Here is a 14,147-nt window from a genome sequence, read left to right on the forward strand (position 1 = left end):
TCCTCCCCATTTTCCGGCCATTATCGTCAGCTTGACGAAGGCGGACAACCCTGCGGAAACTGAGCGGGAACCTTGGGAGGTGAGACATGCACGACATCGTGATCCGCGGCGGAACGATCGTGGACGGAAACGGCGGCACGCCGTTCACCGGCGACATCGCCATCGACAGCGGCCGCATCAGCGCGGTCGGCAGCGTGAACGAGGCGGGCCGCGAGGAGATCGACGCGGCGGGCCAGATCGTGACACCCGGCTTCGTGGATATCCACACGCATTACGACGGGCAGGCGACGTGGGATGACGTCATGGCACCATCCGCCTGGCACGGCGTGACCACGGTGATCATGGGCAATTGCGGTGTCGGCTTCGCGCCCGCACGCCCCGATCGGCACCAGTGGCTGATCGGCCTGATGGAAGGCGTCGAGGACATCCCCGGCACCGCCCTCGCCGAAGGCATGACGTGGAACTGGGAGAGCTTCCCCGAGTATCTCGGCGCGCTCGAAGCCTTGCCGCGCACGATCGACGTGGCCTGCCACGTGCCCCACGGCGCCGTGCGCGCCTATGTGATGGGCGAGCGCGGCGCCGCGAACGAAGCGCCGACCGCGGACGAGATCGAGGCGATGTCGCGGATCGTCGAAGAGGGCCTGCGCGCGGGCGCGCTCGGCTTTTCGACCTCGCGCACCGTGATCCACAAATCGGTGGACGGCGTGCTGGTGCCCGGCACCACCGCGACCGCCGAGGAGCTGATCGGCATCGGCCGCGCCATGGGCCGCGTCGGCCACGGCGTCTTTGAAATGGCATCCGACCTGATGCCCGAGTGGAACGAGTTCGACTGGATGACGCGCCTGTCGAAGGAAACCGCAATGCCGGTGACCTTCGCCATGCTGCAATCACCGCTGAAGGCGATGCACTGGACCGACCAGATGGCCGCGACCAAAGCCGCGAACGACGGCGGCGCCAACATCCGCGCGCAGATCTCGCTACGCGGCACCGGCGTGCTGATGGCATGGCGCGGCACCGTGCATCCGTTCGTGATGCGCCCCTCGTGGCAGGCGATTGCCGGAAAGCCCTGGGCCGAACAGCTCGCCACGCTGCGCGATCCAGCGTTCCGCGCGAAGCTGCTGGCCGAGGACAACCTGCCGCCGCCGCACCCGGATACCGCCGCGCTCTTCATGCTGGTGACGCAGGGGTGGACGATGCAGTTCCCGCTCGGCGAGGAGCCGGACTACGAGCCCGCGCCGGACCGCAGCCTCGCCGCGCTGGCGAAGGCGAGTGGCAGAAGCTCCGCCGAGGTCGCGTATGACGTCATGATGGAGGAGGACGGCACCGGCTTCCTCTATCTGCCGATCCTGAACTACGTGGACGGCAACCTCGATTTCGTGAAGGGCCTTCTCGAACGCGACGACACGGTTATCTCGCTGTCGGACGGCGGCGCGCACTGCGGCACGATCTGCGACGCGGCCTCCCCCACCTTCCTCCTCACGCACTGGGTGAAGGGCCGCACGCGCGGCCGCATTCCGCTGGAGCTCGCGATCAAGCGGCAATGCCGGGATACGGCGCTGCTCTATGGCCTCGCCGATCGCGGCCTGCTGGCGCCCGGCTATCTCGCTGACGTCAACGTCATCGATCTCGATCGGCTGAAGCTCGGCAAGCCATGGCTCGCGTTCGATCTTCCCGCCGGCGGCAAGCGCCTGCTGCAGAAGGCCGACGGCTACACCGCAACGATCAAGTCAGGCGCCATCACCTTCCGGAACGGCGACGTGCAGTCCGCGCGGCCGGGGCGCGTCGTGCGCGGTCCGCAGGCGGAACCGTTGCTAATGGCTGCAGAATAAGCGAAAAGAGCCCTGTATTAGTTGACTGATACGGAAGGGTTTCATCCGATGCGCAAGTTCCTGCTCCCGCTCCTCGCCGCGCTGACGCTCGCGGCGTGCGGTATCAACACCGTGCCGACGCGCGAGGAAGCCGTGAAGGCGGCGTGGGCCGAGGTGGAAAGCCAGTATCAGCGGCGTGCGGATCTCATTCCGAATCTTGTCGCCACGGTGAAGGGCTTCGCCGCGCAGGAACGCGAGGTGCTGGAAGCCGTGACGCAAGCGCGCGCCTCTGCCACGCAGACGACGATCAACGCCGACCAGCTCACCGACCCGGCGGCCGTCGAACGGTTCCAGGCAGCGCAGGACCAGCTTTCGGGCGCTCTTTCCCGCCTGCTCGTCACCGTCGAGCGCTACCCGGACCTGAAATCGAACGAGAATTTCCTCGCGCTGCAATCGCAGCTTGAAGGCACTGAAAACCGCATCACCGTCGCGCGCCGCGATTACAACCAGTCGGTGCAGGCCTATAACACCGAAATCCGCACCTTCCCGAGCCTGATCGCGGCGAAGTTCATCTACGGCGCCGAGCCGATCACGCCGTTCAAGGCCACCACCGCCGGAGCCGAAACCGCGCCGACCGTCTCGTTCGAATAACGATGTTCAGGCTGGCGTGCCTCGCCGCACTGCTGCTGGCGTTCCCGGCGGCAGCGCAGGACTTCCCGAAGCTTTCGGGGCGTGTTGTCGATGCTGCCGATCTCCTGTCGCCTGAGACTGAAGCCGCGCTTACGGAAAAGCTGAAGACGCTGGAGGACACGACGACACGCCAGCTCGTCGTCGCCACGATCCCCGATCTTCAGGGCTACGACATTGCCGACTACGGCTACCGTCTCGGCCGTGACTGGGGCATCGGCCAGAAGGAAGAAAACAACGGCGCGCTGCTGATCGTCGCGCCCAATGAGCGGAAGGTCCGCATCGAGGTCGGCTACGGCCTCGAAGGCTATCTGACGGACGCGCTCTCGTCCGTCATCATCAACCGGCAGATTGTGCCCCGCTTTCGGGAGGGCGACATGGAGGGCGGCGTCGTTGCCGGCGCCGACGCTATCGTCGCACAGCTTTCGCTGCCGCCCGAAGAGGCCCGCACGAACCTGATCGCCGCACGAGAGCGCGATCGGGAGGAAACCCGCCACGGGCTTGGGCTCATCCCCACCATTCTCATCATCTGGTTCGTGTTCTGGATGCTGCGGGGCGTGCTGGGCGGTAAACGTCGGCGCGGGCGCGGCGGCCCGATCATCATCTGGGGGCCGGGCAGCGGCGGCGGCTGGGGCGGCGGTTCCTCCGGGGGGTTTGGTGGCGGCGGATTTTCTGGCGGCGGCGGCAGCTTCGGCGGCGGCGGCGCGAGCGGGAGCTGGTAATGCGGCTGACAGACGCAGAGCACGCGCGCATTAGTGACGCCATTACGTCAGCGGAACAGACGACCTCGGGCGAAATCTTTTGCGTCGTTACGCAGCGAACAGACGATTACCGCGCCGTTCCGTTCGCCTGGGCCGCACTCGCTGCGATCGTCCTGCCCCCGATGCTTTTGTGGTTCGGCGTTCCCGATCCGTTGTGGTTCACGAGCGGCGGATGGAGCGATGGTGGCCACCCGGCGCCGCGCCTCATCATCGCGCTCTATGCCTCGCTTTCGGCCCTTCTATTCGTCGTCGCCTTTCTCATCGCGCGACTGCCGCCGGTCCTGCACCTGCTCACGCCGCGCTCCCTGAAGCGGAGCGCCGTGCACCGCGCGGCGGTCGAAAGCTTCCTTTCGCACGGCATTCACGTCACCGAAGACCGCACGGGCGTGCTCATCTTCCTGTCGCTCGGCGACCATGTCGCGGAGATCGTTGCCGACGAAGGCATCTACGACAAGGTTGAGCATGACGTGTGGGGCGATGCGCTCGACGCGCTGCTCGCCGAGGTACGTGGCGGCAGGATCGCGGACGGTTTCGTCAAGGCGATCACGATGTCCGGTACGGTCCTTTCAGCGCACTTCCCGCCCGGTGCCCGAAATCCCAATGAACTTCCCGATAAGCTGATTGAAATCTAGCGCCTGGTGCGGAAAAGTGGCGCACTTGAACGCAAACGCGTTGCGGTTGGTGTGGGCTGAAACAAGGGGACTGTAAAATGCTCAATGAATTCAAGGCGTTCATTGCGAAGGGCAATGTGCTCGATCTCGCAGTTGCCGTCATCATCGGTGGCGCGTTCGGCACGATCGTGACGTCCCTGACGCAGGATGTGATCATGCCGGTGGTCGGCGCGATCTTCGGCGGCCTCGATTTCTCCAGCCTGTTCATCCGGCTCGGCGCTGTGCCAGAGGGCTATGCCGGGTCCATGACCGACTATGCTGCGCTCAAGGAAGCGGGCGTGCCGATGCTGGGTTACGGCGCCTTCATCACGGCCGCGATCAACTTCCTGATCCTTGCCTTCATCATCTTCCTTCTCGTGCGCATGGCGAATCGGCTCATCCCCAAGAAAGAAGAGGCGCCTGCGGCAGGCCCGAGCGAGGAAGTTCTGCTGCTTCGCGAGATTCGGGATTCGCTGAAAAAATAGTCTTCACCGTCCACAAGCAAAGGGCCGCGTGACGAACTGCGTCGCGCGGCCCTTTTTGTGCCTGTATCGGTTAGAAGCGTTCGCCTGAAAGGCGCTGGCAAAGCATGTCGAGTTGATCGAGATCGCTGTAGAACAAGATCAGCTTCCCGCCCTCCCCATCGAATTCCAGACGCACGCGCAGACCGAGCTGTTCGGCGAGCTGACCTTCCAGCGATTCGAGATCGGCGCTGCGCGCCGCTGCGCGCGGCGCCACCTTGCTGCGGGCAGCACGCGGCTTCTTCGCCCGCGCTTCGACCTCGCGGACAGAAAGGCCCATTTGCACGACGTCGCGCGCCAGCGCCGACGGATCGGGCGCGGTGAGCAGCGCGCGCGCGTGGCCCATAGTGAGCCGGCCATCGATGAGAAGCTCGCGGACGTCATCCGGCAGCTCGAGCAGGCGCACGAGATTCGCGATGTGGCTGCGCGACTTGCCGACGATGCGGGCGATGTCTTCCTGCGTATGCCCGTAATCTTCGATCAGGCGTTTGTAGCCTTCCGCCTCTTCGATTGCGTTCAGGTCCTGGCGCTGGATGTTCTCGACGAGCGCGACTTCGAAGGCTTCTTCGTCGGTGAGGCGCCGTACCAGAACGGGCACGTCATGAAGCTGCGCCGCCTGCGCCGCGCGCCAGCGGCGCTCACCGGCGACGATCTCAAAACGACCGCCGTCCACCGGGCGCACGAGGATCGGCTGAAGCAGGCCTTGGCGTTTCACCGAAGCGATAAGTTCGGCCTGCGCGGTCTCATCGAAGCGGCGGCGCGGCTGCTTGGGGTTTGGCGAGATCATCGCCATCGGCAGCATCTGTGCACCCATGCTGCTGCCTGCGTCACCCGCTGGAACCGCCGGGGCTGCGGCGGTGTCGGTACGCGGCGGCAAAGCTGCACTTCCCATTTCCTCGAGCAGTGCGGACAGGCCGCGGCCGAGGCCGGTGGGACGCTTAGGCTGAGACATGGACGAGGACTTTCAAAGAATTAGGCGGCGCGGGCGTGCGGTTCGGTCCGCCCCAGAAGCTCGCGGGAAAGGTCGATATAGGCTTCGGAGCCGGCGCAGCGGTGATCGTACACGAGTGCGGGCAGCCCGTGGCTCGGCGCTTCCGACAGGCGCACGTTGCGTGGAATGATCGTCTCGAACACGATCTTGCCGAGTACCGCCCGCACATCTGCGGCGACCTGCTCCGACAGGCGGTTGCGCTTGTCGTACATCGTCAGCACCACGCCGACGATGTTGAGCCGCTGGTTATAGCCGGCACGCACGCGCTCGACCGTATTCAGAAGCTGGCTGAGGCCTTCAAGCGCGAAGAACTCGCATTGCAGCGGCACGAGCAGCGACTGCGCTGCGACCATCGCGTTCATCGTCAGGATGCCGAGCGAGGGCGGGCAATCGATGATGATGTAGTCGTATGCCTGCATCGCCGGCGCCTGCAGCGCGGTATCGAGGCGGTGGATGCGCCCTTCCATCTCGACGAGTTCGACCTCGGCGCCGGACAGATCAACGGTTGAGGCTATCAGCGACAGGCGCGGGATCGCCGTAGGAACGACAGCGTCGGCTGCGCTGCACGCGCCGATCAACACATCATAGCTCGTGCGCTGGCGTGTATTCTGATCGACACCGACGCCTGTCGAGCTGTTACCCTGCGGATCGAGATCGACGATGAGCACGCGCCGCCCGGTCGCGGCGATCGCCGTCGCGACATTGATGGCGGTCGTGGTCTTGCCGACACCGCCCTTCTGATTTGCTACCGCGATTCTGATCACCGACGCCTCCGTACACTGTGCGCCCGCACGATCCGCCCCCGCGAATCGGTAAGACTGGGTATCAATTCATGTTCGAAAACGAAGCGGCGCTTGGCTTCCGCAAGCTCGTCCTCAACCGCTGCACCTTTCAGCAACAGCCACGTGCAGGACTTTGCAGCATAGGGTTCGCCCCAGTCAAACAGCTTCGCGAGCGGTGCGCACGCACGTGCGGTTATATGGTCGAACTTCACAGAGCCCAGCGATTCAACGCGCTGATTCAACACCTTGACGTTGCGCTCCAACCCAAGCGCATCGCGCACGGTTTCAAGGAACACCGTCTTTTTGCGAATCGAATCGACGAGCGTGACCGAATCACCCGTTAACAGTCCGATAACCATTCCGGGAAAGCCTGCGCCGCTTCCGATGTCGAGCCATGTGGGCCGATGCGCCGCGCCTTCGCGCTCGACAAGCTGGAGAAGTTGCATGGAATCGGCGAAATGACGGACCCACACGTGTGGGAGCGTGGCCGGGCCGACGAGGTTGAACTTTGCCTGCCACTCAGTGAGCAGCGCGGCATAGCTATCGAGCTTCACCAATGTTTCACGTGAAACATTGAAGGTCGCCGCGAACCACGCGCGCTGCTCTTCGGGCGGTTCAGGCGGCGCGTTTGACATGGCGGAGAAGCGCGGTGAGGGCAGCGGGAGTGACGCCGGCGACGCGCGCGGCGGCGCCGAGGCTGTCAGGTCGGGCACGGTTCAGGCGGTCGATCATCTCGTTCGATAGGCCACCGATCGCCGAATAGTCGAGATCGTACGGCAGGCGCAGCGCCTCATCTCGACGGAAGGCGTCAATCTCTCCCGACTGTCGTTCCAGATAGACGGCATAGCGCGCATCTGTATGGAGTTGCTCGGCGTGCGGCTCCGCGATGTCGGAGAGTTCCGGCCAGACCGAGACGGCGTCTGCCCATGCGACGTCCGGGAATCGCAACCATTCGAATGCCGACCGCGTTACGCCATCTTGGCGAACTCCAAGACCGGCGCGTTGCAGCTGGGCTGGAGACGCGCGCGCGGCATCAAGCTGCGCCCTCCCCTTTACAAGCGCCTCAGCCCGGTCGCGGAAAAGCCGCGCACGATGGCCGCTAAGCAAGCCGAGGGCGATGGCTTTTTCGGATAGCCTCTGATCGGCGTTGTCGGCACGCAGATGCAGGCGATACTCGGCGCGCGAGGTAAACATACGGTATGGCTCGGTGACACCCTGCGTCACGAGGTCATCGATCATCACGCCGATGTAAGATTCGGCCCGATCAAACACCGCCGGCGAGAGATCACGTGCACTGCGAGCGGCGTTGAGTCCGGCAACCAAACCCTGCCCGGCTGCCTCTTCATAGCCGGTCGTGCCATTGATCTGTCCCGCGAAGAACAGACGGGGGATGGCGTGCAGCTCAAGTGTCCGCGAAAGCGCACGTGGATCGATATAGTCATACTCGATCGCGTAGCCGGGCCGTGCGATCTCGACCTGCTCCAGTCCTGTGAGTGTGCGCAGGAACGCGCGCTGCACATCCACGGGCAGCGACGTGGAAAGGCCGTTCGGATAGATGAGCGGATCATCGAGGCCTTCGGGTTCAAGGAAAACCTGGTGCCCATCACGGTCACCGAAGCGCATCACCTTGTCTTCGATCGAAGGGCAATAGCGCGGTCCAGTGCCTTCGATGCGACCGCTGTAGACTGCGCTGGCGTGAATGTTCTCACGGATGATGTCGTGGGTGGCGATGTTGGTGCGCGTGATTCCGCAGCTCAGCTGTGGGTTCATCGCCCCGCGCGTCGACGCTGCGAAAAAGGATGGCACGTCATCCCCGTCCTGCCACTCGACACGGGTCCAGTCGATCGTCCGGCCATCGAGCCGGGCGGGCGTTCCCGTCTTGAGCCGCGCCATGGGCAGGCCCAGGGCGCGAAGACGTTGCGCGAGGTTTACAGATGATGCCTCCCCGACCCGACCACCATCGCGCACGTCACCACCGATAAGGATGACGCCGCCGAGAAAGGTTCCAGTCGTGAGGACCACGGCGAGGGCGCCGATCGTCGCGCCATCAGAGAGTACGACACCCGACACGCCGTCGGCGTCCACGACCAAATCGTCGACACGCGCTTCCAGAACTTGCAGGCCAGGTTGTGTATCGATCGCCCGTTGCATGGCCCGGCGGTAGAGCTTGCGGTCCGCCTGCGCACGTGGCCCCTGGACCGCCGGACCCTTCCGGCGATTGAGCAGGCGATACTGAATCGCCGCAGCATCGGCCGCCTCCGACATCACGCCGCCGAGCGCATCGAGTTCGCGCACGATGTGCCCCTTCCCAAGGCCACCGATCGCCGGGTTGCAGGACATCACACCGATGGTCGCGCGCCCCGGCGTTACCAAAAGCGTACGCGCTCCCGCCCGCGCGGCGGCAGTCGCCGCCTCGCAACCGGCATGTCCGGCCCCGATGACGAGTACGTCGAATCGTTCCATGATGGGAGACGGACTAGCCGAATCGGCCTTTCATGTCGACGTCGTGTTTCACGTGAAACATTGCGGGCTCAGCTCGTCCCCAAATGTTTCACGTGAAACATCATTTGCCAATGCAGAAGCGGCCAAACACAATATCCAGTATGTCCTCGACGCCTACCCGGCCCGTCAGACGACCGAGGGCACGCATCGCCAGCCTCAATGATTCGGCCCGAAGCACTGCGTCATGCTCCTCGAAAGCGGTAGCGAGCGCGTCACGGCATTCGGCGAGGGCATCACGCTGACGCGCATGTGTTACGAGCGCATCCTGCCCTGCTCCCACCAAAGCATCTGCCCGTTCAACAAGCAGCGCCTCAAGCGCGGCAAGCCCCTCACCCGTTACCGCCGATACGCGCAGCCGTGTGTCGGCGTGGCCATGACGAATGTCCGCCTTGGACTCGACAACAATCGCGCCCGCCGGAATGTGTGCCTCGCGATCATCCGGGCCAAGAAGAAAGACGACCAGATCCGATTCATCCGCACGCTGGCGGGCACGGCGGACACCTTCAGCTTCAACGGCGCCGGCGGCATCGCGAAGGCCCGCCGTATCAACGAGCGTTGCGGCAACACCACCGAGATCGAGATGCACCTCGATAAGGTCGCGCGTGGTGCCGGCTTCGGGTGAAACGATGGCGACGTCGCGCTTTGCGAGCGCATTGATAAGGCTCGACTTGCCTGCGTTCGGCGCGCCGAGCAGCACGATCGTAAGTCCGCGCCGCAGGCGTTCGGCAAAGTGGTAGTTGCCGAGATGGTCCTCCATCTCGCGCACGAGCGCCATGATCTCTGGCCCCTCGCCCTCAACGAGCCGGGTGCTGACATCCTCTTCGTCATCGCTGAAATCGAGAGCAGCCTCTGTTTCCGCGAGGACGGAGAGCAGGCGTGCGTGCCAGCTTTCGGCGCGCGTCCGCAGACCACCGGACGCCTGGCGCAGAGCTTGACACCGCTGCGCTTCGGTCTCGGCATCGATGAGATCCGCGAGCCCCTCAGCTTCGGTAAGATCGAGCTTGCCGTTATCGAATGCCCGCCGCGTGAATTCGCCCGGCTCTGCCGGTCGCAGTCCCTCGACTGTGCCTAGCGCACGGAGCAGCGCGGCAACCACCGCTGGTCCACCCGTGACGTGCAGCTCGGCGACATCCTCCCCAGTGAAACTCCCGGGTGCCGGAAACCACAGGACAAGGGCATCGTCGATCGCCGTTCCCGCGTCCCGCAGGCGCACAAGCGTGGCACGGCGCGGCGGCGGTACACGCCCGCCGAGCGCGAGCAAAGCCGCACCCGCCGCCGGGCCCGACACGCGAACAACCGCAACGCCAGCCGGGGGCCGTCCCGACGACAAGGAGAATATCGTTTTCTTTTCAATCATTTGTAAATGACGTCATGACGTCGGCAACTAGCCCTTCTTGCCGCCTGTAACGCCTCCGGTCATTGCGTTCCACATTGCTTTCTGGACCTCGCCGATGCCGCTCGCCGCACTCGGCAGCCAGTTGGACATCAGACGCTCCACATCGCTCGCGGTAAGGCCGTCCTTCATCAAGCCGGTCATGCGCTCGATATAGAGATCGTGCAGTGGACGGACATCAGGAAGCCCCATGAACGCGCGCGCTTCTTCCGGGGAGCAGTCAATCTCGATATTCACCTTCATGGACGCCCCTCCTCTTGTGAAAGCCGCGCGCTGGCGGGTAGGTTTTTCGACGCTAAAGCATCGCGTGCAAAAGTGGGAACCGGTTTTGCGCAAAAACGACGCAACGGAAAAAGACCTGTGCGTAACCGGGAAAGTCCGGCCCTTGCCGAGATGCTTCGAAACGAAGCCCAGAAAGGTTTGCCATGGCTGATCCGGCCATCATCCGCGCCGCGCGGGCCGAGGATGACGGAGGAATCCTTGCCATCGTCAACGACGCCATCCTCAACACGACAGCTTGGTACGATTGCGCGCCGTGGACCAAAGAGCGTATTGCCGAATGGCGCACGGCGAAGCTGGCGGACGGCTGGCCGCTTATTGTTGCGGAGGTCGCAAACGGCGTCGCAGGCTTTGGCAGTTTCGGCCCATTCCGCGCCCGGCAGGCGTACGCTGGAACAGCAGAACATTCCGTATATATTTCAAATACATACCGTGAGAACGGTTATGGCCGCCAACTGCTCGAAGCGTTGATCGAGCTCGCGCGGGGCCGCGGCCTTCATACGATTGTCGGCGGAGTTGATTCCGAAAACGCAGGAAGCCTTGCGTTTCACCGCGCACTGGGCTTCGAGGAAGCGGGACGGCTGCGCGAGGTCGGACGCAAGTTCGATCGCTGGCTGACGCTCGTGTTCATGCAGAAACTGCTGTGAAGGAAAATCCGATGGCGTATCGAATGGCGTTTCAGAAAACCGGCGCGCCGGAGGTAATCGCGCGTCAGGATTTCGGGCCCGACGCGCCCCGCCCCGGCGAACTCGCGATCCGCCATACGGCGATCGGGGTCAATTTCATCGATACCTATCATCGCAGCGGACTGTATCCGGTTCCGCTTCCCGCTGCGCCCGGCATCGAGGCCGCGGGAATCGTTGAGGCGATCGGCGAGGGCGTGAGCGGTTTCACAGTTGGGGACCGCATCGGCTACTTCACCGCAAAGCCCGGTGCCTATGCCACTCACCGCAACATTCCGGCGGCGCAGGCACTGCGACTGCCGGACACACTTTCAGATGAAGATGCCGCCGCCGTGATGCTGAAGGCGGCGACCACCGAATATCTCATCGAACGCTGCGCCCATATGAAGGCCGGAGATGCTGCGCTTGTCCACGCCGCCGCAGGCGGGGTCGGTTTGCTCCTCGTCCAATGGCTGAAGGCGATCGGCGTCCGCGTCGTCGCCACCGCCGGGTCTGCCGAGAAGCAGGCGCTTGCGCGATCGGCGGGGGCCGATGTCGTCTGCGACTATGCCGATGCCGCCACCACGGCGCGGGAGATGACGGAAGGCGCCGGAGTCAACGCGGTGTTCGACGGCGTCGGCAAGGCCACCTGGGACGTATCGCTCTCCGCGCTGCGCCCGCGCGGGCTCCTTGTCAGCTTCGGCAACGCTTCAGGGCCCGTAACGGGAGTCGACCTCGGCGTTCTCGCCGCCAGGGGCTCGCTGTTCGTTACACGCCCGACTGTCGCGCACTATTACGCCACACCCAGTGATTTCCAGGCTGGAACCACCCGCTTCATGGAAATGCTCGCCACCGGAAAACTGAAGGCCGATAGCCACCAGCGCCGCGCACTCGCCGACGCCGCGCAGGTCCACCGCGATCTCGAGGCGCGCAAAACCACGGGCGCGACGATCATGCTGCCGTGAATTTTCACCGACGAGCTGCTGTTTTCTTGGGAGATACTTCAGGGAAATACTTCCCCGCATCCCTTTTCAAAGAAGCATGAATATCAGAAAAATCTATGACAAACGCGAACGAAATCTGACCATCACTTGTTATAGAAAGTGGATTTCCTTTTGATCCTCTAAAATATATATCTACACCATCTGTAATAAAGTATCTTATAATTTCACTATTATACTCTATCCCATTTGGAATGAATTTTAATCCGTTCTCAGTGCTCAGTTTGTCTATGGCAACTTTTAACTTTTTAACACTTACCCCCTTTCGCAGAAGATCAGATATTGCCCTGAGAATAACCAAATCTCGGAACGTATACCTCCGCCGTATACCTTTCCTTGGAACCTCGGGAATCAATTCTCCCCGATAAATATTCTGCCTTTCTAAGTAGTTTACCATTATCTGCGTCAGGCCGCAGAACCCCGCAGCTTGCTTAAATGAAACAAAAGACGGTTCTGATCGATCTCGACTCATGCGATAATAATAGTATTGCGCAATACCTAAAATACAGCCCCTACAAATTGTTACTCAAAAAGATATCTGTCCCACATCTTGCGATGGAGGGAGAAATGATCGAGGCTCACATATATTCGAACGTATCAGGCATCTGGACCGGTCGTCTATTTGATCACGGCATTCCAATCTGGAACGGAAAGACTTGGACAGCATCCAGCCGTTCTGAGCTAATCAGCCTTATGAAAGGTTCCATAGCGCTCAAGCACATAAATTTTCGGGATAAATTGGAACCGACGGATCCGTGATTATATACTGACCGCATCTCAATCCTGACCAAACAGAACTCTTTCAATCTTCAGTAAGCGCTCCGCGCCGCTCCGGTCCGGCCAGCGGATCGTCTGGCCTTCGGCGAGCCCGATGAGACCGGCGCCGACAAGCGAGAGGATCGAAAGCTTTCCCGCGCCGATATCCGCTTCGGGCGGATAGACGAGCTCGACCGTGCGCCGCGCACCGGTGCCCTCGTCCACGAAATCGACACGCGCACCCATGCGCACCACCCCTTGCGGGAAGCTTTCTGCGGCGTGCACGGCGGCGCGCTCGATTTCGCGCAAAAGAAGCCCCGCAGCCTCGGGAAGGCGCGCCTCCGCGGCAAGTGCGAGGTCTCCAAGCCTTTCGGCTTCGGTATCGATGAGGTGAATCGGCGGACGCGATGCGTCGGTCATGGAACAGGTCTTTCTGACGGCGTTGGGGACATGGCTGAACTGCCCCGAACCCGTCGGGACATGCCGTCAGGGTCCGGGGCTAGATGCCCGCCAGAAGCTGGCCTCCGCTGCAGAGGCGGCGTGAAAGACTGCGTGTACCCATGATGTGGATGCTGTCCGGACCCCGGGTCGGTGTCAACCGCCGAACATGCTGAGCGTCATAACGCCCACCGATGGATCGACGATGCCCTCGTAGATCATCTTGAACGCGACATAGATGATCACAAGCAGGCCGATGTAGGCAATCCAGCGGTAACGCTCGATATACTTGGCGATAATGTTCGCCGCGATGCCCATCAGCGCGACCGAAAGAACAAGGCCGACAATAAGGATGCCCGGATGGTCACGCGCCGCGCCCGCAACGGCGAGCACGTTGTCGAGGCTCATCGAAACGTCGGCGACCGCGACCGCCCAGGCCGCAGCAACGAAGCTCTTGGCCGGACGGATACCGGAATCCTCGTCGCCTTCGATTTCGGGAGAGCCCGCAGAGTGATCGGCGCCCGCCGGGTGAAGCTCTCGGTACATTTTCCACGAAACCCAGAGCAGGAGGAGACCGCCCGCAAGAATGAGCCCGACGATCTGCATCAGCTGGGTGACGACAAGCGCGAACGCGATACGAAGCACGAGCGCAGCGAGAACACCGATGGCGATCACCTTGCGGCGTTCGTCAGCCGGAAGACCCGCGGCGAGCGCGCCCACGACGATTGCGTTATCGCCGGCAAGCACGATGTCGATCAGCAGGACCTGAGTGAACGCGGCGAGCGCAGCCGGCGAACCGATATTCGAGAAGTCGTTGACGATCGCCGCCCAGATGTCAGCGGGGCCGCCAAGGCTCGATGCACCGGCGGCAGCGGCCGCGGAGAAAAGAAGGCTGATATCCATCGGGGCCAAACGC

Annotated in this window: 17 protein-coding genes; 8 read left to right on the forward strand and 9 right to left on the reverse strand. The window is 62.9% G+C overall.

The window, feature by feature from the left end:
* The first annotated feature begins 86 nt into the window (after nt 1-86).
* From DFR51_RS17130 to mscL, 5 genes are all read left to right on the forward strand, one after another.
* Nucleotides 87-1,829: an N-acyl-D-amino-acid deacylase family protein gene (locus tag DFR51_RS17130; RefSeq protein WP_121053388.1), complete on the forward strand. Its 1,743-nt coding sequence runs from the start codon at nt 87-89 to the stop codon at nt 1,827-1,829.
* A 48-nt stretch (nt 1,830-1,877) separates the two neighbouring features.
* A complete protein-coding gene (locus tag DFR51_RS17135; RefSeq protein WP_121053389.1) occupies nt 1,878-2,459 on the forward strand; it encodes a LemA family protein in 582 nt (193 codons plus the stop codon).
* A gap of 2 nt (nt 2,460-2,461) precedes the next feature.
* Nucleotides 2,462-3,217: a TPM domain-containing protein gene (locus DFR51_RS17140; protein WP_121053390.1), complete on the forward strand. Its 756-nt coding sequence runs from the start codon at nt 2,462-2,464 to the stop codon at nt 3,215-3,217.
* A complete protein-coding gene (locus tag DFR51_RS17145; RefSeq protein WP_121053391.1) occupies nt 3,217-3,888 on the forward strand; it encodes a TPM domain-containing protein in 672 nt (223 codons plus the stop codon). The genes DFR51_RS17140 and DFR51_RS17145 overlap by 1 nt, the downstream gene beginning before the upstream one ends.
* A 77-nt stretch (nt 3,889-3,965) precedes the next feature.
* The gene (mscL, locus tag DFR51_RS17150) at nt 3,966-4,391 is read left to right on the forward strand and encodes a large conductance mechanosensitive channel protein MscL (protein WP_121053392.1); all 426 of its coding nucleotides are present in this window, start codon (nt 3,966-3,968) and stop codon (nt 4,389-4,391) included.
* Between the two features lie 70 nt (nt 4,392-4,461).
* Here the strand turns inward: mscL and DFR51_RS17155 are convergent, their stop codons facing one another.
* The 6 genes from DFR51_RS17155 to DFR51_RS17180 all read right to left on the reverse strand — a co-directional run bounded on the left by DFR51_RS17155 (nt 4,462) and on the right by DFR51_RS17180 (nt 10,338).
* Nucleotides 4,462-5,379, reverse strand: a complete 918-nt coding sequence (locus DFR51_RS17155) for a ParB/RepB/Spo0J family partition protein (protein WP_121053393.1) — start codon at nt 5,377-5,379, stop codon at nt 4,462-4,464.
* Nucleotides 5,380-5,399: 20 nt separating this feature from the next.
* Nucleotides 5,400-6,182, reverse strand: coding sequence for a ParA family protein (locus tag DFR51_RS17160; RefSeq protein ID WP_121053394.1), 783 nt, complete (start codon nt 6,180-6,182; stop codon nt 5,400-5,402).
* Entirely contained in the window at nt 6,179-6,835 is a 657-nt protein-coding gene (gene rsmG, locus DFR51_RS17165) for a 16S rRNA (guanine(527)-N(7))-methyltransferase RsmG (protein ID WP_121053395.1), read from the reverse strand. Before rsmG ends, DFR51_RS17160 begins: the two co-directional genes overlap by 4 nt.
* On the reverse strand, nt 6,816-8,666 hold the full coding sequence (gene mnmG / locus DFR51_RS17170; RefSeq protein ID WP_197723733.1) for a tRNA uridine-5-carboxymethylaminomethyl(34) synthesis enzyme MnmG: 1,851 nt from the start codon (nt 8,664-8,666) through the stop codon (nt 6,816-6,818). Before mnmG ends, rsmG begins: the two co-directional genes overlap by 20 nt.
* Before the next feature lie 97 nt (nt 8,667-8,763).
* Nucleotides 8,764-10,059, reverse strand: a complete 1,296-nt coding sequence (mnmE, locus tag DFR51_RS17175) for a tRNA uridine-5-carboxymethylaminomethyl(34) synthesis GTPase MnmE (protein ID WP_121053397.1) — start codon at nt 10,057-10,059, stop codon at nt 8,764-8,766.
* A gap of 27 nt (nt 10,060-10,086) precedes the next feature.
* The gene (locus DFR51_RS17180) at nt 10,087-10,338 is read right to left on the reverse strand and encodes a DUF6489 family protein (protein WP_121053398.1); all 252 of its coding nucleotides are present in this window, start codon (nt 10,336-10,338) and stop codon (nt 10,087-10,089) included.
* 182 nt (nt 10,339-10,520) lie between these two features.
* On the opposite strand from DFR51_RS17180, the gene DFR51_RS17185 reads away from it, so the two are divergent.
* Nucleotides 10,521-11,021 carry a GNAT family N-acetyltransferase gene (locus tag DFR51_RS17185; protein WP_121053399.1) on the forward strand — a complete coding sequence of 167 codons (501 nt, stop codon included), beginning with the start codon at nt 10,521-10,523 and terminating at the stop codon, nt 11,019-11,021.
* A gap of 23 nt (nt 11,022-11,044) precedes the next feature.
* The gene (locus tag DFR51_RS17190) at nt 11,045-12,001 is read left to right on the forward strand and encodes a quinone oxidoreductase family protein (protein WP_243446579.1); all 957 of its coding nucleotides are present in this window, start codon (nt 11,045-11,047) and stop codon (nt 11,999-12,001) included.
* Between the two features lie 4 nt (nt 12,002-12,005).
* Here the strand turns inward: DFR51_RS17190 and DFR51_RS17195 are convergent, their stop codons facing one another.
* A complete protein-coding gene (locus DFR51_RS17195) occupies nt 12,006-12,509 on the reverse strand; it encodes a MerR family transcriptional regulator (protein ID WP_121053400.1) in 504 nt (167 codons plus the stop codon).
* 305 nt (nt 12,510-12,814) lie between these two features.
* Nucleotides 12,815-13,213: a nucleoside diphosphate kinase regulator gene (gene rnk / locus DFR51_RS17200; RefSeq protein ID WP_121053401.1), complete on the reverse strand. Its 399-nt coding sequence runs from the start codon at nt 13,211-13,213 to the stop codon at nt 12,815-12,817.
* On the opposite strand from rnk, the gene DFR51_RS19525 reads away from it, so the two are divergent.
* The gene (locus DFR51_RS19525; protein WP_276330582.1) at nt 13,212-13,337 is read left to right on the forward strand and encodes a hypothetical protein; all 126 of its coding nucleotides are present in this window, start codon (nt 13,212-13,214) and stop codon (nt 13,335-13,337) included. The two genes, rnk and DFR51_RS19525, sit on opposite strands and share 2 nt — an antisense overlap.
* Before the next feature lie 50 nt (nt 13,338-13,387).
* On the opposite strand, the gene DFR51_RS17205 is transcribed toward DFR51_RS19525, so the two are convergent.
* The gene (locus DFR51_RS17205) at nt 13,388-14,134 is read right to left on the reverse strand and encodes a YjbE family putative metal transport protein (RefSeq protein ID WP_121053402.1); all 747 of its coding nucleotides are present in this window, start codon (nt 14,132-14,134) and stop codon (nt 13,388-13,390) included.
* Between the last annotated feature and the right edge of the window lie 13 nt (nt 14,135-14,147).

This window comes from Sphingosinicella microcystinivorans (assembly GCF_003634215.1).
Lineage (GTDB): Bacteria > Pseudomonadota > Alphaproteobacteria > Sphingomonadales > Sphingomonadaceae > Sphingosinicella > Sphingosinicella microcystinivorans.